Origin of the sequence: Bradyrhizobium sp. ERR14, assembly GCF_014198235.1 — a bacterium.
Lineage (GTDB): Bacteria > Pseudomonadota > Alphaproteobacteria > Rhizobiales > Xanthobacteraceae > Bradyrhizobium.
Genome location: NZ_JACIHD010000031.1, coordinates 45,936 through 62,859, shown reverse-complemented (window position 1 = coordinate 62,859; position 16,924 = coordinate 45,936). Strand labels below are relative to the sequence as shown.

Annotated in this window: 25 protein-coding genes; 3 read left to right on the top strand and 22 right to left on the bottom strand. The window is 62.6% G+C overall.

What is annotated here, in order from left to right:
• Window positions 1-565 precede the first annotated feature (565 nt).
• Both GGD62_RS38260 and GGD62_RS38255 read right to left on the bottom strand, forming a co-directional pair.
• On the bottom strand, window positions 566-781 hold the full coding sequence (locus GGD62_RS38260; protein WP_183713996.1) for a hypothetical protein: 216 nt from the start codon (window positions 779-781) through the stop codon (window positions 566-568).
• Window positions 778-1,005, bottom strand: a complete 228-nt coding sequence (locus GGD62_RS38255; RefSeq protein WP_183713993.1) for a hypothetical protein — start codon at window positions 1,003-1,005, stop codon at window positions 778-780. The genes GGD62_RS38260 and GGD62_RS38255 overlap by 4 nt, the downstream gene beginning before the upstream one ends.
• A gap of 121 nt (window positions 1,006-1,126) precedes the next feature.
• Here GGD62_RS38255 and GGD62_RS38250 point away from each other — a divergent pair, with 121 nt between their 5' ends.
• Complete coding sequence (locus tag GGD62_RS38250; protein WP_183713990.1) at window positions 1,127-1,714, top strand: DNA ligase; 588 nt, start codon at window positions 1,127-1,129, stop codon at window positions 1,712-1,714.
• Here GGD62_RS38250 and GGD62_RS38245 read toward each other — a convergent pair.
• Window positions 1,674-2,135 (bottom strand): hypothetical protein, encoded by a 462-nt coding sequence (locus tag GGD62_RS38245; protein WP_183713987.1) that lies wholly within the window; start codon window positions 2,133-2,135, stop codon window positions 1,674-1,676. The two genes, GGD62_RS38250 and GGD62_RS38245, sit on opposite strands and share 41 nt — an antisense overlap.
• A 404-nt stretch (window positions 2,136-2,539) precedes the next feature.
• Between GGD62_RS38245 and GGD62_RS38240 the strand changes: the two genes are divergently transcribed.
• The gene (locus tag GGD62_RS38240; protein ID WP_183713983.1) at window positions 2,540-2,842 is read left to right on the top strand and encodes a hypothetical protein; all 303 of its coding nucleotides are present in this window, start codon (window positions 2,540-2,542) and stop codon (window positions 2,840-2,842) included.
• Window positions 2,843-2,851: 9 nt separating this feature from the next.
• Here GGD62_RS38240 and GGD62_RS38235 read toward each other — a convergent pair whose 3' ends face one another.
• The 9 genes from GGD62_RS38235 to GGD62_RS38195 form a co-directional block, all read right to left on the bottom strand.
• Window positions 2,852-3,049, bottom strand: a complete 198-nt coding sequence (locus tag GGD62_RS38235) for a hypothetical protein (protein ID WP_183713980.1) — start codon at window positions 3,047-3,049, stop codon at window positions 2,852-2,854.
• 11 nt (window positions 3,050-3,060) lie between these two features.
• Window positions 3,061-4,356 carry a hypothetical protein gene (locus GGD62_RS38230; RefSeq protein ID WP_183713976.1) on the bottom strand — a complete coding sequence of 432 codons (1,296 nt, stop codon included), beginning with the start codon at window positions 4,354-4,356 and terminating at the stop codon, window positions 3,061-3,063.
• 15 nt (window positions 4,357-4,371) lie between these two features.
• A complete protein-coding gene (locus GGD62_RS38225; RefSeq protein ID WP_183713973.1) occupies window positions 4,372-4,512 on the bottom strand; it encodes a hypothetical protein in 141 nt (46 codons plus the stop codon).
• Complete coding sequence (locus GGD62_RS38220) at window positions 4,512-4,763, bottom strand: hypothetical protein (RefSeq protein ID WP_183713970.1); 252 nt, start codon at window positions 4,761-4,763, stop codon at window positions 4,512-4,514. The genes GGD62_RS38225 and GGD62_RS38220 overlap by 1 nt, the downstream gene beginning before the upstream one ends.
• 95 nt (window positions 4,764-4,858) lie before the next feature.
• A complete protein-coding gene (locus GGD62_RS38215; RefSeq protein WP_183713967.1) occupies window positions 4,859-6,148 on the bottom strand; it encodes a hypothetical protein in 1,290 nt (429 codons plus the stop codon).
• The gene (locus GGD62_RS38210) at window positions 6,145-6,483 is read right to left on the bottom strand and encodes a hypothetical protein (protein WP_183713964.1); all 339 of its coding nucleotides are present in this window, start codon (window positions 6,481-6,483) and stop codon (window positions 6,145-6,147) included. The genes GGD62_RS38215 and GGD62_RS38210 overlap by 4 nt, the downstream gene beginning before the upstream one ends.
• Window positions 6,480-6,659, bottom strand: a complete 180-nt coding sequence (locus tag GGD62_RS41230) for a hypothetical protein (protein WP_246800464.1) — start codon at window positions 6,657-6,659, stop codon at window positions 6,480-6,482. Before GGD62_RS41230 ends, GGD62_RS38210 begins: the two co-directional genes overlap by 4 nt.
• A gap of 19 nt (window positions 6,660-6,678) precedes the next feature.
• Window positions 6,679-7,179, bottom strand: coding sequence for a hypothetical protein (locus GGD62_RS38200; protein ID WP_183713960.1), 501 nt, complete (start codon window positions 7,177-7,179; stop codon window positions 6,679-6,681).
• A complete protein-coding gene (locus GGD62_RS38195) occupies window positions 7,176-8,084 on the bottom strand; it encodes an N-acetylmuramoyl-L-alanine amidase (protein ID WP_183713958.1) in 909 nt (302 codons plus the stop codon). The genes GGD62_RS38200 and GGD62_RS38195 overlap by 4 nt, the downstream gene beginning before the upstream one ends.
• A gap of 123 nt (window positions 8,085-8,207) precedes the next feature.
• Between GGD62_RS38195 and GGD62_RS38190 the strand changes: the two genes are divergently transcribed.
• Window positions 8,208-8,558: a hypothetical protein gene (locus GGD62_RS38190; protein WP_183713955.1), complete on the top strand. Its 351-nt coding sequence runs from the start codon at window positions 8,208-8,210 to the stop codon at window positions 8,556-8,558.
• On the opposite strand, the gene GGD62_RS38185 is transcribed toward GGD62_RS38190, so the two are convergent.
• The 10 genes from GGD62_RS38185 to GGD62_RS38140 form a co-directional block, all read right to left on the bottom strand.
• A complete protein-coding gene (locus GGD62_RS38185) occupies window positions 8,555-9,625 on the bottom strand; it encodes a contractile injection system protein, VgrG/Pvc8 family (RefSeq protein ID WP_312014330.1) in 1,071 nt (356 codons plus the stop codon). The two genes, GGD62_RS38190 and GGD62_RS38185, sit on opposite strands and share 4 nt — an antisense overlap.
• On the bottom strand, window positions 9,622-9,828 hold the full coding sequence (locus GGD62_RS38180; RefSeq protein ID WP_183713952.1) for a tail protein X: 207 nt from the start codon (window positions 9,826-9,828) through the stop codon (window positions 9,622-9,624). The genes GGD62_RS38185 and GGD62_RS38180 overlap by 4 nt, the downstream gene beginning before the upstream one ends.
• A complete protein-coding gene (locus tag GGD62_RS38175; protein ID WP_166342171.1) occupies window positions 9,828-10,214 on the bottom strand; it encodes a phage tail protein in 387 nt (128 codons plus the stop codon). The genes GGD62_RS38180 and GGD62_RS38175 overlap by 1 nt, the downstream gene beginning before the upstream one ends.
• Before the next feature lie 2 nt (window positions 10,215-10,216).
• A complete protein-coding gene (locus GGD62_RS38170) occupies window positions 10,217-12,778 on the bottom strand; it encodes a phage tail tape measure protein (protein WP_183713949.1) in 2,562 nt (853 codons plus the stop codon).
• Between the two features lies 1 nt (window position 12,779).
• Window positions 12,780-12,917 (bottom strand): hypothetical protein, encoded by a 138-nt coding sequence (locus GGD62_RS38165; protein WP_183713946.1) that lies wholly within the window; start codon window positions 12,915-12,917, stop codon window positions 12,780-12,782.
• A gap of 20 nt (window positions 12,918-12,937) precedes the next feature.
• Entirely contained in the window at window positions 12,938-13,228 is a 291-nt protein-coding gene (locus GGD62_RS38160; protein ID WP_183713943.1) for a phage tail assembly protein, read from the bottom strand.
• Between the two features lie 63 nt (window positions 13,229-13,291).
• The gene (locus GGD62_RS38155) at window positions 13,292-13,795 is read right to left on the bottom strand and encodes a phage major tail tube protein (protein WP_183713940.1); all 504 of its coding nucleotides are present in this window, start codon (window positions 13,793-13,795) and stop codon (window positions 13,292-13,294) included.
• 12 nt (window positions 13,796-13,807) lie between these two features.
• Complete coding sequence (locus GGD62_RS38150) at window positions 13,808-15,217, bottom strand: phage tail sheath C-terminal domain-containing protein (RefSeq protein ID WP_183713937.1); 1,410 nt, start codon at window positions 15,215-15,217, stop codon at window positions 13,808-13,810.
• An 85-nt stretch (window positions 15,218-15,302) separates the two neighbouring features.
• Window positions 15,303-15,980: a hypothetical protein gene (locus GGD62_RS38145; protein ID WP_183713934.1), complete on the bottom strand. Its 678-nt coding sequence runs from the start codon at window positions 15,978-15,980 to the stop codon at window positions 15,303-15,305.
• The gene (locus GGD62_RS38140; RefSeq protein ID WP_183713929.1) at window positions 15,977-16,924 is read right to left on the bottom strand and encodes a hypothetical protein; all 948 of its coding nucleotides are present in this window, start codon (window positions 16,922-16,924) and stop codon (window positions 15,977-15,979) included. The genes GGD62_RS38145 and GGD62_RS38140 overlap by 4 nt, the downstream gene beginning before the upstream one ends.

Here is a 16,924-nt window from a genome sequence, read left to right as displayed (position 1 = left end):
TGGTGCGCTCGGAGGGAACCAAGTAACGCTCCACAACGTTGATTTTGTTTGATAATTTCTGCTGACGACCAAAGCTCTGTATCCCAAATTGATCCCAATTTGTATCACAAAGCGCACATCGATTCCGGCCTCGCCGAACTGACAAAGGGCACCCGGTTTCCCGTGGTGCCCCTCTCGTCAGAACAGCCGCGATAGCACGGCCACAATCCAAGCCACGGGCAACGAGCACCCAAAGCCAAGACGGTAGGACGTACCGCCGGGCCTGCTGGCTTCGAGAGTGAGCAGCACAGTCATGTGCCCCCCTTTCTCGTTGCTTGATGCGGCTCGGGCGATAGAGATCATCCCGAACCAGAAGGTATCCCTTCGGTGACGAACACCAAGCGGTTGACCAGCGGCGATAGGGATTTTGAGCTATCAATAGACTCCGCGACCCTATCAACGCTTCGTCTAACTTTGGAAATTAGGCACGCCCTTCGAGTCAAGCAAGTGGACAACCGTGGAAATCGGTGCGCTATCCCCTGCCTTGAGAAAAGAGAAGACCCGCTCAGGTAGCCCCGGCGGGTCTTTAAGCGTTCTGGCGCCGCTTCCATCCCTGCGGCGGCGGGATCGCGTCGTGGGCCTGCGCGAGCGTTTCGAGCCATGCCGCCACGCTCGCCGGAATGTCGGCCTCCCCCGATGCCCAGCGCCGGACTAGCCGGTCATCGCATTCGAGGATGGACGCGAGGCCCCGCTGCGTCCATCGCAGCGAGGCCAGACATTCGCTGAAGCGGTTCGGGGTCATGCCCCGAACAACTTCATGAACGCCGCGCCAGCGCCGAACAGAGCGGCCCCGGCGGTCATCCCGCCGACTGCGATCTGCCAAGGCGCAAGAACCATATCGCGGGAAAGCTTGCCACGTTCGGCCATCAGCTTGTGTTGCTCGGCGACGAACTTGCGGGTCTCTTCCTGCATGCGCTCGATGCGCGCGACCTGCTCTTGCTGATCCATCGTGGTAGCTTCCGACATTGGGGTTTCCCTCACAATCGGCCGGGGACTATCCGCTCGGCCATGTCCGCAATATGCGGACATAAATTCCGATTGTCAATAGCGGACTCCACTTCCGCCAGATGGTGACTACATCCGGCACATGCAAAAGCGTATCGAGTATTGCACGCCGAAGGCTGTGAAGGCAGCACCGGCCGGTCCCGATTGGATTCACGAAATCAAGATGGACGGCTACCGTGGCCTTCTCCAACGGGACGGCGAGCGCGTCTTGCTGCAATCCAGATCAGGTCTCGACTGGACGTGGCGCTACCCACTGATCGTCGAGGCCGCCCTGAAGCTGCGCCCCAAGCGCTTCGTTCTCGACGGCGAGATCGTGATCCTCACTGAGCGCGGCGACGCTGACTTCGACGCCCTGCATGCCAACAAACGGAACTCGGAAGCCCAACTCTACGCCTTCGACTGCTTAGTGCTCGACGGTGACGACCTACGGGAACTGCCGCTATTCGAGCGCAAGGATCGCATGGGACGGCTGCTCCGCGATCCGAATGCCGCGATCTTTCCGGCCCCGTTCCAGCCCGGCGAGCTAGGTCCCGGCCTCTTTCGAGCGGCCTGCAACGCCAAGCTCGAAGGCATCGTCTCGAAGCTCCGTGAGAGCCGCTACCGGCCCCGCACGTGCGATTGGCGCAAGGTCAAGAACCCCGCCCACCCTGCCTTCTCGCGCGAGTTTTAGGCGGCTCCGTGTTCGTGTCGGGCACGCAGAGGCATATCAGGTTCGGCCGCCGCGTCGCGCCGGTCTCGATCCGACACGGTTGGCAGAAGAGCACCCTCCCAAGCGAGTGGATCGGCTTCTCACGCGGCCAGACGAGATCGGGCAAGGACACGCGCTCGAAATGGCGGCAGGCCCCGCACTTCACTTCCAGCAGCGTGAAGCCCGCCTGGATCGCCGCCGCGATGGTCGGTGAAGGATTGGCCTCGCCGCCCAGGAAGCGCCGCGCATTCCACTCTTCGCAGGCCAGCCGGTGCGCGACATCATAGGCCGCGACCATCTTCTTCTCTAACTCGGTGTGCAATTGTTCGGTGCGGGCAAGCTCGCGCGCGTAATGCTTACGGTCGCCGCCTGAGAGCGGCATCATGCGGATGATGCGGGCCATGTGCCGATCCTACCGCCGGAAGAACGCGAGTCCCAGCCGCTAGGTTTCGTGGTTAATGCACCGTCCAAATACAATGAGACCCGCTCGGGTCTCCCCGGCGGGTCTCTCAAAGCCGTGTCGCCCACGGCTCCCTTATCGTTCTCAAGGCATTTTTGCGGGTCGCGGTCGTCGGAACGGTAGCGACTCTGTTGCTTTGCCGGGCGGGTACGAAGGCCGCCGTCAGAACGAGATCGGGTCTCGGATTCAACAAGTTCAATTCAAGGTGGACATGAGAAGGGGTTTACTTCTTCATGACTGTGCTCCAAGTCAGTTGCGGACTTCGTTCCGCCTCAACGGCGATGGCTTACAGTAGCGATTAGGAGCCCCGTGACATGCCCATTCGAGTAGCCCTTGCAACCGCAGCCGTGATCGCCACGGTCATCTCCGCGCACGCGGCAAAGCGATTGGAAGTCGGGCAATCCGGGGTGCTGCACACGACGGCGCTGGCCTGCCCTACGCTCGAAGGTTTGCAGGCCGTGTTGAAGACGGCGAAGACGGACTTTGATGCTGGTCTCGCAAAGGGCGCGGCCGAAGGATGCAAGAGCTACGGCAAAGGGATGGACATCTTCGTTGTCGAAGTCCCCAACGCCTTCGTCGCTTGCATTCGGCCGAAGGGAGAGAAGTCCTGCGTCTGGACGACGCAGGATGCCGTTTACGCTATCGACTGATAAGGTGACTCAGGCCGGGATTTCGTCGGTGTAGCTGAACACCATGCGCATCGGCTCGTCATAGGTGACGGTCTGGCCGTTGTCGTCGAAAATCACGTCGAAGCTTTCGTCCGCGTGCGTCTCGCCGATCTTTCCGGTGCGCCCGTCCTCGCGCGTCACAGCGCGATCCTCGTTCGCGGCCGTGTTCATGATCATCGGAATCATCATGGTCGTTCTCCTTATCGGGTGGCGATTTCCGCCCACCACTTGCGCAAAATGATCGTCGCCTGCCCTGCGCCGTTGAAGCTGCCGCCGAACGCGAGGTTGGTGAACGGCGTCCCCGTAAAGGCCGGGATGACCAAGCCATCCGGCTCAAAGACTATGCCGGTGAAGCCCCTGCCGGGATCGTTACCCAGGTTCGACGCAGCGAGCATGTCATAGAGCGGGCCGTAGCCGCCGGTGGACGGAAACCATTCGAGATCGGCGAGTACAGACGCAAAGCCGGTTGCGCCGGGCGAGAGATCGACTTCGCCGCCACCGCGCACGACCGCGCCCTGCTTGATCCCGGTGCGGTCGAGCGCGGCGTAGCAGCCGAACGAACCGGCGGCAGTAGCAGTCGCGACGATCTTGATTTCCTGACCGAAGGTGTTGCCGTTCGCGTCGGCCTGCGTCGGCTGCACCGAATACACGGCGGTCACGCCGCCGGTGCATGCCTTCGTGATGATGCCGGTCGGCACATTGCCGCTGTTACCGGCGGCGGTCACAGCGACCGAACCGGGGAAGCCAGCTTGCGAGAACATCGAGCGCGCACCGTAGCCCGTCTTGGATTGATTCACCGAGCCCAGGCGATGGTTCGGGATCGGACGAAGATGCGGCAAGATGATCGGGCCGCAGCCAAGGCCGATGATCTGGCCCGCCGCCGTGTCGTCGTGCGTGCCATCATAGGTGTTCTTGAGCTTGACGGTGCCGTTGTTCGACGTGACGTTCGAGAAGGGCGTCTGGTCGAGCACCAACACGTCCGGCGGTCCACGACCGTCGTCGTCGCCGTATTGAATGAAATCGACCATGAGACGATTGTAGTCGTTCATGTTCGCGATATGCGTGGCGTTGAAATTGTCAGCGCCGCGCTCCCACCAAAGGACTGCGGTCGAGCCTGCGTCGTTGACCTGCTTGATGTACTTCTTCATCAAGTCGAGGTTGCCCTGGACGACGTTACCGGCCGGAGTCTGTTGCGCGATGGCGTTGATGATGCCGGTGAAGCAGATGAAGCGCGCGCCCGAGGCAATGGCGGCATCCACCTGCGCCTGCCATTGAGACGGATAGGTTCCTGAGACGGCCAAGTTGCCGAGACAAATCAGCGGACGCCCCTGCGAACGGCAGTAAGCCTCCATCCAATTCGACCAGCCATTTGCCGCCTTGTTGTACTTGAGCGGGTCAAGATACTTCATGGCGTTGCGGCTATCGCCGACGTAGAAGATCGTGTTCAGGAAACGCTTGCGAAGGCTAAGCGCGAAAGCTGCGTTGCGGGTCTGCATATGCGGGCCGTTCTCTTAGGCTTTGTCGATCAGGAAGGCCCCGTCGCTATCGACGAGAATGTAACCGTCGCTATCGACGACGAAGACATAGCCCGGCGGCGGCGCGAGCACGCTTCCCGTTGAGCGGACGATTCCGAGTCCGAGACCGAGGCGCATTAGATCGCCCCTTCCAATCCGGTCGCGGTCGCGGCCGTGACGTGCGTCGCCCAAAGGGTCCGCGTTTCACCGGCGATGAAGTTGAGCGTCCGGCTCGCGCCGGTGCGCTTCATCGTGACGGTGACGGTGCCATCAGTGTTCGCGCGGATCGCGCGAATGGGCTGCGCCAGAGCGGTTGCGCTCGGGACAATCGGCACCCAATCGAGGGCGGGGCCATCGAAGGGAACGGCGTAAGGGTTCTCGCGGGACACGGGCTCTTCCTGTGAAAGTCAGAGACAGGAAAGCCCGTAGCGTGCCGCAGTGCGAGATCGGTTCGGTATCCCCAGCGAGAGAACGACACGCAGCTTTACGCCGCCATCTCTCTCGGCATAGAGCTTGCCGGGCGCTTCGGCACGGCGGGGGTTTCCAACTTAATCTCGCATCGTTCGCGCACGCCCCAGGTCTCATGGATCAGGAAGAACCATTGCTGCGGCAGTTCGAGCGAGGCGCGCAGGCCGTTGCCGTATTCGCTGTAGCCGGGGAACGCGCCGTTCGAGAACACCGGGCCGGGATTGGCCGAGTGGTGATAGTGGCCGTGCATGATGATGTCCGGCCGACGCTGCGCCCTGGCTTGCTGTGCCTCGACCTTCTTCGTGCCGCGCACGATGGGCAGAAGCGGACCGGCGAAGCCCTGCCCGCCGCCGGTTCCCATCTTGTCTCCGTGCGTCAGGAAGGCCGTGTAGCCCAGGACCGGAATGATACAGTCGTTGGACACCCCGATCTGGAAAGTCACGCGAGGATCGCCCTTGAAGGCGTCTGAGACCATGTGAGCGATCAGGGTGTCATAGCTGAGCTTCGAGTACAGCTTCGCGGTCGGCTTGAACGTCGTGCGCGCATGGTTGCCCGGCACCGACGAGACGTGGATGCGCTTGTAGACCTTGAGCAGCAACTTGATGCCCGCGATGATCAGCGCCACAACCATGCGGACCTGCTCATGCGAGGTCAGGCCGTTGGTGATCCTCAGTTCTTCGTGAATGTCGCCCGAGATCAGGTCGCCACCCAGATTGAGCAGAAGTCCCTCGACCTTGCAGTCGGCAGCCCAACGGGGGCCGATCTCACACGCCGCGTTAAAGAACCGGCGGACGCGCGTCGCGGCGATCTGCGGATTGAAGGCGTTGAGCCCGAGGATTTCGTCGGGATCGACGACCTCGCCCATGTGCAGATCGGTGAAGAGCATCGAGAGCACCGCGCGGTTGCGCTTGCCCAGGCCGTGCTTCAGCAGCCATTCCGGCGGCGCGATCTGAAGGTTGCGAATGCCGCCGATCTCTTCAAGCATCTGCTCGACGGCGGCCAGTTCCTTCTCGACGCTCTGCGCCTTGTGACGCCAGTAGGCGCTATCGTGGATTTCCTTGCGCGACGGAAGCTTCTGGCTTTCCGGCGCGACGTACAACGACCAATCCGGGAGGAAGCTCTTCTCGCCCCGAGACGCAAGTGAGCCCTGCAATCGGACCCAATCGGTCAGCGTGTTCTTGTTCAGCTTCAGGCGGCGCGTCGCTTCGAGCACCGCAGAACCCTTGCCGCGATGCTCGGAGCGATACGGCACGAAGCCCTCGCGAAGACAGGTCTCGATGGCTTCCTTACGCTTCTTGTCGGTCACTTTGCGGCTTTCCCGTTCTGACTCAGAAACTGGTCGAAGCGCTCGCCGATGCGGTCGAGCGAACGCACCAACCGCTCTTCAAGGCGATCGATCAGCTTGATCGTCGCGTACTCGGACGCAACCCTTTCGCGGAACTGAGCAAGCTCGCGCTCCGTCGCGGCAGCCAGCCGGTGGGCTTCGGCCGCTGCGGCCTTTGCCTCATTGGCGATGGCCTGCCCGGCCTTCGCCGACGCCTCGTTCTTCGTGTGCGAGATGGCGTTGCGGATGATGTAACCGATGGCGCTGCCCACAAGACCGACAACGGTCAGCGCTACGCCTTCTTCGATAGTGATCATTTGACTTGGGCCTTCAGGCGCACGTTGCGGACGTTCGATTTGGAGGTCTTGAGGCGGCGTTCGTTCTCGTCTGCGCGCGCCTCTTCCAGCTTCCACGCGACACGCGCGTCGATGCCCGGTTTGATCTGTCTGCTCTTCGGTGCCGGGTCGAGGACGAGAGTCGACTCGTGCGGCACGGCGAAGTCGGGCGACGGCCTAGCGCTTTCCGTGGTCTTGCACGCCGCCAGTGAAATCGTCAGGAGTGAGCAAGCAAGCAGAGTTCGGGCGAGCCTTGAGGCGCTTTTCATAGTCATCGATTTCGTCCTGTGCTTCCAAGGCGCGCTGCGCCGCTTCGTCTCGCTGCTTGCTCGCGGTCTCGGCGGCGTCGAGCGCCATTTCGAGGCTCGACTTCTGCCGTGCGATCACGTCGTCTCGCGCTGAAATCTGATCGCGAAGGATCTTCGCTTCAGCGCGGTTGTCGGCAGTTCTGAAGCCGAACAGGAAGACGAGAGCCGCGAGGGCCACGATGAAGATGAGCTTCGCGGTTTTGGCGTAGCCGCCAAGCAGCGTGCTCACGATGGGCAGGTAGCCAACCACTGCCGCCACGACGATCAGCAGCCCGAGGGCGGACAGCGCGATCTCGGAAGTCGCAGCCGCCCAAAGGAAATCGCTAATCGCCGTGGACGCGAAGGCGTCCATGAACCACTGCTTGATCATTCCTTTTCCAACCAAATCCAGAGAGCGAGACCGATCAGGATGAAGGTGCCCAAGGCGACGATCACCTTCCAATCCTGAAGCACGCCCAGGAAGGACGTGATGGAAAGGCCGCCGAACAGGCCGGACGCCGCCGTGAGCTTGCTCTTGATGAACGCCTTCAGCTTGCTCGGCGCGGTCGCACTCTCGTCACGGACATCGCTGTGCGGTTCGAGATCGACTTGCTCTTCACCGGCTTCGTTCGTGTCGTGACGCTCGCCGTCTTCCGGGGTCGAGAGAAGGCCGACCGGATGATACGGCAGCGCCGAAGCCTTCAACTGATCCAGCGGATACAGCGGATTGGTATCGATCTTCCGACCCGGCGAGATCATCCAATGCGTGATGATGTCCTCGATCTTGTAAGTCTCCGCGAGCGCGTGACAAAGATCGGTGACGGCCGCGATCTGCTCGGGGCTGTAGTGCAGCCAGTAGCCCGCACCGTGCGCCGTGGTTTTGGCGTACTCGACCTTGAGCGACGGGTCCTTGTTCGTGTCGATGGTGCAGATTTCGTTCTTGTAGACGCCGTCCGAAACCTTCTGGAGCTTGCCAGGGTTGTCGATCTCGATCCCGACCGCGTAGCTGTTCATGAACTTCAGCCCCTTCCATTGGGACTGACCGGCGTGCCACGCCACGACGTTGAACGGCACAAGCTGAGTGATCTTGCCCTGGCGGCTGACGACGACATGCGCCGAGACCTTCGCCGCCGGATTGGTCAGCCACGAAATATCGCCGTCGTCCTTGAGGCCCGACGCGGTGTCGTGGATGACAATGAAGCGCGGCTTCAGAGCGCCGCCATGGTTCGGGCTCTTGACGAACGGCATCGCAACGCCGTCGCGATAGCCCATTCCGTTCTTGATGATGATCGACATGGATGTCTCCGTTTGCTGAAGACATCATTGCCAATCGTTGCGTGCTTGACGGGACCGTTTCGGTAGCCGTAACGTACTGGCACTACCTGGGGGATTCCGGGGGGATGAGTATTTGAGGGATGAATGCCACGCTTTTTTGTTAGCTACGATATTCAGAAGACAACGCCCGATCCACACTCCACCTTCCTTGATTTAGCAACGGACTACGGCTTCGATGTCTGGCTGCGCATGAAGGACGGAGAATTGAGACGACTTCCGAACACCACGTTGGTCGGCAGTTTTCCTTTGGTTGATGACGCGCATAAGGCGTTTTACAGACTAGTGGCAGCGACAACCAAGGAGGTCGGCCGAAAAGTCGTGGTGGAGAAGGTTTTGATCGTCAAATCGGCCGGCCCGGCGATGCTCAAGTCTGACAAAAAGAAACCAAAGTCTCTGCGCCTGCTTGAGATAGTGAAGAAGGCGCAGCGGCGCTAATCGCCGCCGCCACCACCCCAAAAGTCGTCGCTTCCCTCGCCAGCGGTCTCGCAAGAGATGCGCGTCGTGAGGCCCTGATCGTTCAGGCGATGCGTCGCCGACTTGATCGTATAGCTGCCGTCGCAGTCGGGATCGAAGCCCATGGCCGTGAGCCCGGCCCCGGCGAACATCTCCGTGCGCCCGAGGAAGTTGGCGGCGAAGACCTTCTTGCCGCGAGCGAGCGCGCCCTTCGTGGCCTTGGCCTGCGCCTCCGCTTCTTCCTTCGTCTTGAAGAGCTTGCGGCTGCGGAAGACAGGCTTTCCGCCGCCCTCCTTCACCCACTCGCGCTCGCCCTTCTTGATGTTGTGCCACGCGGCCTCGACCGACTTGTAGTCTCCGCGCGTCGAGCCGGTGCAATCCCAATCGGTCACGCCGATCTCGGTCAGCATGAATACGGGGGCCGCGCCGCCGCTAGGAAGCATGCCGGAGCCCGCCTTGTTGAAGATGACCTTTTCATCGGCCAGCTTGAAGTTCGCGCCCACACGGCTCGCCAAGCGCGTCAGGAAATTCAGATCGGACTCACTCGACTGATCGATGTGGTCGATCTTGATCCCGCCGACCTCGCCGTTGACGATGGCCGATAGGCCGTTGCGCCCGGCGATGTACTGCACGATGTCGTCCACGCTCTTCTCATGATACGAGCGCGACTTCGGCGACTTGATCTCAGTGGTCAGACCGGCGGCCTTCGCAGTCACGGTCATGATCTTGGGCCGCCCCTTTTTCGTCCACGAGTTGATAAGGAAGGTGCCCATGTAGTTGACGCCGGTCTCGACGAAGCCGAGCGAGACCTGAAGCTTCGAGCCCTTCCCCGGCGCGGGGATGTACTCGCGATTGTCGATCTCAAGCTCGCAGCTATCGGACTTCTTGCCCTCGTTGTCCTGAACCGTCAGCGAGAGCAGCGGGCCGCCACCCAGGATGCCGCCGGGGATGACGTGGCCGCCGCCTTCCAAGGGCAGGCCGAAGGGTGCCGGGATCAGGTTGGCCGTGATATCGCGGCCGTCGAGCAGGATGCGGGCGGCGGGCGTCACGACCAAATCCTCGCTGCCGTGTTGACCTTCTTCACCGTAAACGCGGGAATGTTGATCGTCATGCCTTGCGGCAGCTTCGTCCCGGCGGCGGCGAGGCCGGGGTTAGCACGCAGGATCGCCTCCGTCGCGCCGTGCGTGACGCCGAAGCGGTTGTAGGCGATCAGGTCAACCGTATCGCCTTCGATGGTCGTGTATTGCTCCATCAGACGTAAGCCTTCAGATCAATCGTGAACTCGATCTTACGGGGAGCGCCGTCCGACATCAGGGTCTCTTGCCCCTCCCTGATCTTCTCGATCACGTAGTTCCCGAGATACCGGCCGAAGCCGGTGACGAGCGGGAGCGGTTGCCCGAGCCCGGCCTGCGCGCGCATCTGATCGACCTGCCGCAGCCCGCCGCGATAGTGCGGATAGATCACGCCGTCGAGCGTGATCGTGTCCTCGCCGGGGCCGACGTATTGCGGAGCCGGTGCCATGCCGATGCGCTCCGTGGACGGCCAGCGCCATGCAGAGGTCCGGTCGAACTTCTGATAAGCGCCAGTGTTGATCGAGAAGCGATACGCGCCGAGCGCGAGAAGAACGGTGCTCTGCATGATCAGTCACTCAAGAGTCCACTTTGCTCGGACTCGAGCCGCGCGAAGACCGCGTAGACCGCGTCTTCGGCCGCCCGACGAACATCGTTGGGATTGCCGCCCTGGACTTGGACGGTGATCTGCGCCGTGTTGCTGCGCGAGACCGTCGTGTTGTTCTCGCTCGAACTGGCGACCGCCGACGCGCCATCCGAGGTCAGGCGGCGCAGCGTGTCGTTGGGCTCGATGCGGCCGGACATGCCGGGAACGAAAAGCTCGGGGCCTTGCTCGCCGACAAGGTAGGGCTTGCCGAAGCTCACAGGCCCGCCCATAGCGCGAGCGCCAGCGATGGGCGCAGGGGCCGCCCCGCCAGCCGGGGCTCCCTTGCCCCCGCCGCCGCTGCTAAAAATGCCCTTGATGGCGCTGCCCAGGGACATCGCCTTGTCGATGGCGGTGCCGAAGAAACCAATGAGGCTTTGGATCGCGGAGATTACCGACCGAACGCCCGCCGCTGCAACGCCGCCAACCGTCTCGCCCCACTCGCGCCACTTCGCGTTGGTCGCGTCGAGCGGGCCGAGCAACTGCGTCATCCAGTTGTAGACGGAGCCCAGGCTATCGGCGATGGCCTTCACGGCCGGACCGGCCGGGCCGAGACCTTCCATGAAGCCCTTCCCGAACCCCGCGAAGAACTCCTTGATGCCCGACCAATTGTTGTAGACCCACACGCTCAAAGCCGTCAGGGCGACGACCAGCGCCGTGATGATCAGACCGACCGGATTAGCGACCAGCGCCCACATGGCGAGGCCGATGGCCCGCAGAGCCGTCAGCGGGAAGAGCAGGATCGACCGCCCCAGGGCGAGCAGAGAGCCACCGAGAGCCGAGAGCGTCGCCCCTGCCCCGAGGGCCGTCAGCATGCGGAAGCCAAGGGTCATCGCCGCCAAGCGGCCTACGGCGGCAGCGCCGACGCCAGCGATCACCCCGGCGAGCAGCCGGAAGGGCAACAGCATCCCGAGCACCGCAAAGTTGATGCCGCGCATTGCGAGCAGCCCGACACGCCCGAGCGCGCCCAGGACGAAGAGCAGCGGACCGGCGGCGGCAGCCGCAGCGGCGAAGTAAACGCCGGTCTTCAACAGCGCCGGGTTCGAGGCCGACAAGCTTTGCAGCGTGTCGGCGAGCTTCGTGAAGGCGTTGGCGATGTCGTTGCCGACCGACTCGACGATGGTGTTGCGGAACTTCTCCCAGGCAGCCCCGAGCTTGAGCAGGACGGCGGGCAAGCCTTGGTTCGCGATCTTGTATTGCTTCTGCGAGTAGCCGTCCGACTTCTCTTCGACTTCCTTGATCATTGCGGGCAGATCGGCCTTCAGCAACGCCATGTAACGCGAGATATGGCGCGCTTCGAGAATCTGCGCGATGTCGCCGGTGGTCGCGACACCCTCGTCCATCTTCTTCTTCAGGTCGGTCATGAACTTCGTGATGTCCACCTTCGACCCGGCAGCCGCGACGGCATCGTTCACGGACTCGGAAATCTTGTCGGCATCGACCGCAGACGAACTGCCGATCGCTCCCTGAACCGCCTTGGTGATCGCGGCCGACAACCCCGCGTGATCGCCCTTGTTGTTCTTGATCGCATCGACGATCTGACCCTTCACGCTGCTCGCGTCGATGCCATCGGCCTTCAGGTTCTCAAGGACCGTGTCGGCAGTGACGGGGCGCGCCTGGGTGTAGTCGGACAGGTTCATGCCGATCCGGCTCAACGCCTTCATGCCACCCTTCGGCATCTTGACCAGACGCACGATGGCCGAGCGCAGTGCGACGCCCGCTTCGGAGCCGAGCACACCGGCCTTCGCGAAGGCCATGACCATCGCCGTGACGGAGTCCAGCGAGTTGCCGGTCGTCGCAGCGACGCCGCCCGCATACTTGAACGACTCCGAGATGTCCTTCATAGACGCGACGGTCGAAACGGCAGCGTAGACCATGCGGTCGGTCACGACCTTTGAAGACTTCATCGCCTGCTCATAGGTCTTCATGGGCATGCGGAATTGCGTGATGGTCTTGCTGAGCGACGCGCCGACATCGGCAGGCGTCATATCGCCCGCCAGTGCTGACGCAGCCAAGACCTGTTCGAGCGCGCCCTTGGCCTGCTCGAACGTGAAGCCCGCCTTCAGAAGCTCGGTCGCCGACTTCATGATGCCGGTCGCGCCGCCAGCGTCATACCGGCCAGCCAAGTCCTGCGCCATCTTCGAGAGCTCTACGCGCTGCTCTTTGGTCGCTTCGCCCAACGCCTCGACCATGTTGCCCGCCTTGGCGAACTCGGCCGCGTCCTTGATCATGCTCGCGCCGAACCACGCAGCGGGCGCGGTGACGCCGAGCGATGCGTTGCGGCCATGGCGCTGCATCGCGGCCATGCGCTTCGAAGTGTTGGCGAGATGTTGGTTCACGGCCGCGAACGGCGCGTTCATTTTTGCAGCCATGCCAGCGAGCGAAGCCCCCAGGCTGTTAACCTGGGTCTTCGCTGCGTTGACTGCGGCGTTGAGGCTGGGGCTGACCTTGCCTCCGATGTTGACGAATACGGAGAAGCCGGTCGCCATGCTACTTTGCCTTCATCGCCCTGTTGATGTCGGCCTGAAGCTTCGTCGCGTCTTCAAGCCAGCCATAGAAGTCGTCGAGGGACATTTCCTCGACTTCCGAGATCGTGAAGCCGCCTTTGGTCAGCCGAATGAGCGTCAAAATCCCCTTGCGGAGATCGCTTAGCTCGACTGACCCCCACGAAAAGCATCGAGTTGCGCGCCCAGCTTCATGGCGTCGATCTCGTCAAGCTCGGCGATCACGTCCGGCGAGACGTTGCAGAGGTCGGCCAGAAGCAGGATGCCCTTGTCGGCATCGTGGCCCTTGAACTTGGCGGCCTTCAGCGAGTCCTTGGTCTTCGGCCGACGCATGGTCAGCGACGAATAGGTCTTGCCGTCCTTGTCGAAGGGGAAGTCGAGCGTGATATCCGCCGACAGCCGCATGTCCTTCTTCGCTTCAACTTCGTCAGTCACAGTCTAAGTCTCCCGCTCAGTTGTGGCCGACCCGCCGTAGCGAGGTCGGCCGTTGGTGGTTGGTTACATGCCCATCGCAGTGCGAATGGAGGCAAGCTGATCCACGCCGTTGACAATGCGGATCATGTTGTCGATGTCGATCTCGACGACGACGGTGTCCTGAATTTGAATCTTCAGGTACCGAATGGACATCTCGGCTTCGTTCTGCGTCAGGTCGCCTGCTTTCCAGGTGCCCAGCGTGTTCTTCTTGAAGCCGCCGTGGAGATCGACAGTCATCGGGACCGCAGTCTCGCCGTCGCGCTGAAGAGCGCCGCGAAGCTGGATACGGGCGGCGTTGCCGTCCATGTTGCCCCAAAGGCCGAGAATCTGGTTGGCGTATTCGCCGAAGGTGAACTTGGCGGTCAGAGTCTCCAACCCCATGTCCAACTCGACATTGCCGTCCATACCTCCGCCGCGATACTCTTCGGTCTTCACCGAAAGTTCGGGCAGTTCGACCTCGCTCACGCGACCGGCATAGCCGACGCCATTCACGAAGCTGTTGAAGTTGCGAAGTACGCGCGGGATCATCTTTCGTCCCCGTTATGCGAAGAGGTTGCGGATGTAGTCCGAGACGAGATGCGACCGGAAGGTCACGCGCTCGGCCGGGTACGGCGGGGTGAAGTCATACGAGAACGTCACATGACCCTGGGAGATGTCGGCTTCCGTGTTGAACTCGGGATCGACCCAGCAGTCGCCGCCGAGGATTGCACCACGCACGCGAAGCTGGCGCATGTACGCCCTCACCGATGCGGTCACGTCTTCGAAATACTGCTTGGTGATCGCGCGATCCACCGCCCAGCGATGGGCCTTCGCGATGGAGATGTCGATCATGTCTCCGGTGCGCGAGACGGACAGGAAGGCGAACTTCGGATCGGCCGAGCAGGTGCGGTTGCCCCACAGATACCAGCCTTCGTCGCGGATGAACGTCGCGATCTCGTTCTCGTTGAGAATGTTCGCGCGGCTGTTCTTGTCGCCGTAGGCGTAGTCGATGGGACGACCGAGGCCGCCGATGCCATAGATTTCCTTGTTCGACGGCGACTCCCAAAAGCCCTTCTCGTTGTCCACGCGCGAGATCAGGCCCGCTACTCGGGCGGACGAGCGTTCGAGCGAATAGGTGTTGGTCTTTACGGACCAGCCGGACACGGTCGGATCGACGATGAACACGCGACGGGTGCCGTGGTCGTTGCGATAGGCGAACGCAGCGGCATCAGTCGTCGAGGGACCATCGGCGATGATGTGCGCCTTGAAGCCATCGGCGAGTTGCTTCAACTCGCTGACGACCGGGTTCGCCGCAGCGCCGATCTGGATCGTCACGGTCGCGCCGGTGCCGTCGCCGTTGATGGTCGCGGTCAAGGGCGAGACGATGCCGTAGCCGAGCGACTGAAATTCGAGGCCGGTGATCTTGCCGCCGGTGACGATCGGCGCCGCGGTCGGCAGCACCGCGCCCGCACCGCCGCCGGTGAAAGAAACGGTCGCCTTGGTGTAGTTCTGGCCCTGCGCGGTCACGGTATGACCGGCGACGCCGAGCGGACGCTGATGCGTGAAGCCGGGCGCGATCAGGATCATCGGGGAGACGCCGCACTCGGCTTCAGCCGCGCGGAAAACGTGAATGCCGGTGAACGCGCCAGTGTCGGCATCGACGCCGCCGATGACCTTCGAAAGCTGCTCGTTCTCGGTCTGCGCGTCCGCGACGCGGACCACGACGATGAGCGCACCGCCCTGGTCGTAAATCGCGTCGATGGCTTGCGGCAGCGTGCCGGTCGCGCCGATCATGGCCGCCGCCTGACGACGGTTGACGAGCACAGGCGTATCGAGGGGGAACGCCACTTCGTTCGCGGCGGGAGCGGTGCCGATCAATCCAATGACGGACGAGCGGACGGTCTGGATCGGCCGGGGGCCGCTATCAACGACGACAGTCTCGACGCCGTGAAGGAAATCGGTAAGGGACATCTGTTCTCTCAATCCTCAGTATTGGGATTGAGCGTACCCTAGCGACCACCCTGCTCGGCGTCGGGACCGTTTCGGTATCCCTTCGTTATGACCAAGTGAACGTGATGGAAGCGCCGGTGCCGGGCTGCCCAGCGTAGCCGCCACCGAAGAAGCCGGGATCGACACAACTGCCGCCGCCGCCCGGTGCGCCGACAGTGCCGGACAGGACCGCGCCCGGCGTTAGCTGGCCCACAGCGAAGGTCTTGCTGGCGAGGCCGCCTGCGCCACCATTTCCGCCGCGCCCGCCACCATACGAGGGAGTGTAGGAGCCAGCGCCGCCAGCGTTGCCGCCGCCGGTGGTGTTGGTCGTGCCGCCAGACGCACCGCCAGCAGCGCCAGCGCTGCCATTGATCACCTCTTCGACACCGTCGATGTAGTTCGATTCCGTTCCCGGCTGCCCCCCGTTGGCGACGAGCCCGTTCCAGCTCGTAGCGCCGCCAGCGCTCCCCGGCGTGCTCGGGTACCGAGTGCTGTCATAGTCGGTCGAGTAGTAGAAGCCGCCGCCACCGCCGCCTGCGCCACGGAGAGTGACAGTGAGGGTGTTGAAGTTGGGTACGGTGAAGTTGAACGCGCCCGCCGTGCTGAAGGTCCGCGAGCCCGGAACAACCGGCGGCTTGGAAGCCCTGGGGATGGGCATCACCCCAGGGATGATCGCACGCGGCCGAATGATCGAAGGGCTCACGAGAAAGCGCTTCGACTTCGGAATGAGAAGCCGATTGCTCATGCGATCTTCCCGCCGCTGTAGAGGATGGTGTCGGCGATCCGCTGACCAGACAAGTAGACGTACTGGTCAGTCGTGGTCGGTGCCGTGCCGCCGATGGGATACCACGTCGCCGCATCGGGAGACGATTGGTTGCCAAGAGCGATCGTGAGGCTCGCGGTGCCTTTGCTGATACGGATGCCGAACGCCTGACCGTCCTTCAAATTGGTCGGAACGAGCGTGATGTTGCCCGTCGCCTGAACATGGAAGTTCAGACGAGAAGCAAAGTCGAGCGATACGGTGCCCGACGCCCCGCTGATGGCCAGCGGCGCCGCCGATCCCCACAACGAATTGACGCTCAGCAACTTGCTTGCAGTGTTCGAGCAGAAGTCGGCGACCGTTGAGACCGCGCCGGACGCGAGCTTCGCATAGGTGATCACGCCATCTGCGATAAGCGCTGCGGAGTCGATGGTCGCCTTCAGCGCAAGAGCGGCGAGGCCCAGGTTGGTCCGCGCCGTGGCGACATTGGTCAGATCGGAGAGATTCGCCGACTTCGAGAGCTTCGCGCCGATAGCCGCATTGAGCACGTCCATCGTGTCGCGGTCATTCTCAATTGCTGCGGCGATCTCACCGAGCGTGTCGAGCGTCGTCGGCGCGGTGCCGACAAGGTTGGCGATTGCAGTCGAGATCGCGGAGGGTACGGTCGCGCTGATACCCGCCGAGATCATGTCCTTCACACGCTTCACGACGGGGACGGCAGCCGTCGAAGTGCCGGCGTTCGCCTCCGCTTCCGTGGCGAGACGGACGATGCCCACGACGGTCTCGGACGCGACCGCCGAGTCGCCCTCCATCGCGGTCATGTCCGCGCTGATTTGCTCGATGGCTTCGCGGATTCGCTGCGCATCCTCACGCGCGATGTTGTCAGGATGCGGAAGCGGATAGCCGCGCGTAGAGTTGTCGTTCGGCAT

What these genes read in the sequence shown, in the direction of transcription:
- GGD62_RS38260 (WP_183713996.1), bottom strand. Translation starts at nt 781, where the DNA reads ATGACCCCGAACCGCTTCAGCGAATGTCTGGCCTCGCTGCGATGGACG.
- GGD62_RS38255 (WP_183713993.1), bottom strand. Translation starts at nt 1,005, where the DNA reads ATGTCGGAAGCTACCACGATGGATCAGCAAGAGCAGGTCGCGCGCATC.
- GGD62_RS38250 (WP_183713990.1), top strand. Translation starts at nt 1,127, where the DNA reads ATGCAAAAGCGTATCGAGTATTGCACGCCGAAGGCTGTGAAGGCAGCA.
- GGD62_RS38245 (WP_183713987.1), bottom strand. Translation starts at nt 2,135, where the DNA reads ATGGCCCGCATCATCCGCATGATGCCGCTCTCAGGCGGCGACCGTAAG.
- GGD62_RS38235 (WP_183713980.1), bottom strand. Translation starts at nt 3,049, where the DNA reads ATGATGATTCCGATGATCATGAACACGGCCGCGAACGAGGATCGCGCT.
- GGD62_RS38230 (WP_183713976.1), bottom strand. Translation starts at nt 4,356, where the DNA reads ATGCAGACCCGCAACGCAGCTTTCGCGCTTAGCCTTCGCAAGCGTTTC.
- GGD62_RS38225 (WP_183713973.1), bottom strand. Translation starts at nt 4,512, where the DNA reads ATGCGCCTCGGTCTCGGACTCGGAATCGTCCGCTCAACGGGAAGCGTG.
- GGD62_RS38210 (WP_183713964.1), bottom strand. Translation starts at nt 6,483, where the DNA reads ATGATCACTATCGAAGAAGGCGTAGCGCTGACCGTTGTCGGTCTTGTG.
- GGD62_RS38200 (WP_183713960.1), bottom strand. Translation starts at nt 7,179, where the DNA reads ATGATCAAGCAGTGGTTCATGGACGCCTTCGCGTCCACGGCGATTAGC.
- GGD62_RS38195 (WP_183713958.1), bottom strand. Translation starts at nt 8,084, where the DNA reads ATGTCGATCATCATCAAGAACGGAATGGGCTATCGCGACGGCGTTGCG.
- GGD62_RS38190 (WP_183713955.1), top strand. Translation starts at nt 8,208, where the DNA reads ATGCCACGCTTTTTTGTTAGCTACGATATTCAGAAGACAACGCCCGAT.
- GGD62_RS38180 (WP_183713952.1), bottom strand. Translation starts at nt 9,828, where the DNA reads ATGGAGCAATACACGACCATCGAAGGCGATACGGTTGACCTGATCGCC.
- GGD62_RS38175 (WP_166342171.1), bottom strand. Translation starts at nt 10,214, where the DNA reads ATGCAGAGCACCGTTCTTCTCGCGCTCGGCGCGTATCGCTTCTCGATC.
- GGD62_RS38170 (WP_183713949.1), bottom strand. Translation starts at nt 12,778, where the DNA reads ATGGCGACCGGCTTCTCCGTATTCGTCAACATCGGAGGCAAGGTCAGC.
- GGD62_RS38155 (WP_183713940.1), bottom strand. Translation starts at nt 13,795, where the DNA reads ATGATCCCGCGCGTACTTCGCAACTTCAACAGCTTCGTGAATGGCGTC.
- GGD62_RS38150 (WP_183713937.1), bottom strand. Translation starts at nt 15,217, where the DNA reads ATGTCCCTTACCGATTTCCTTCACGGCGTCGAGACTGTCGTCGTTGAT.
- GGD62_RS38145 (WP_183713934.1), bottom strand. Translation starts at nt 15,980, where the DNA reads ATGAGCAATCGGCTTCTCATTCCGAAGTCGAAGCGCTTTCTCGTGAGC.
- GGD62_RS38140 (WP_183713929.1), bottom strand. Translation starts at nt 16,924, where the DNA reads ATGCCGAACGACAACTCTACGCGCGGCTATCCGCTTCCGCATCCTGAC.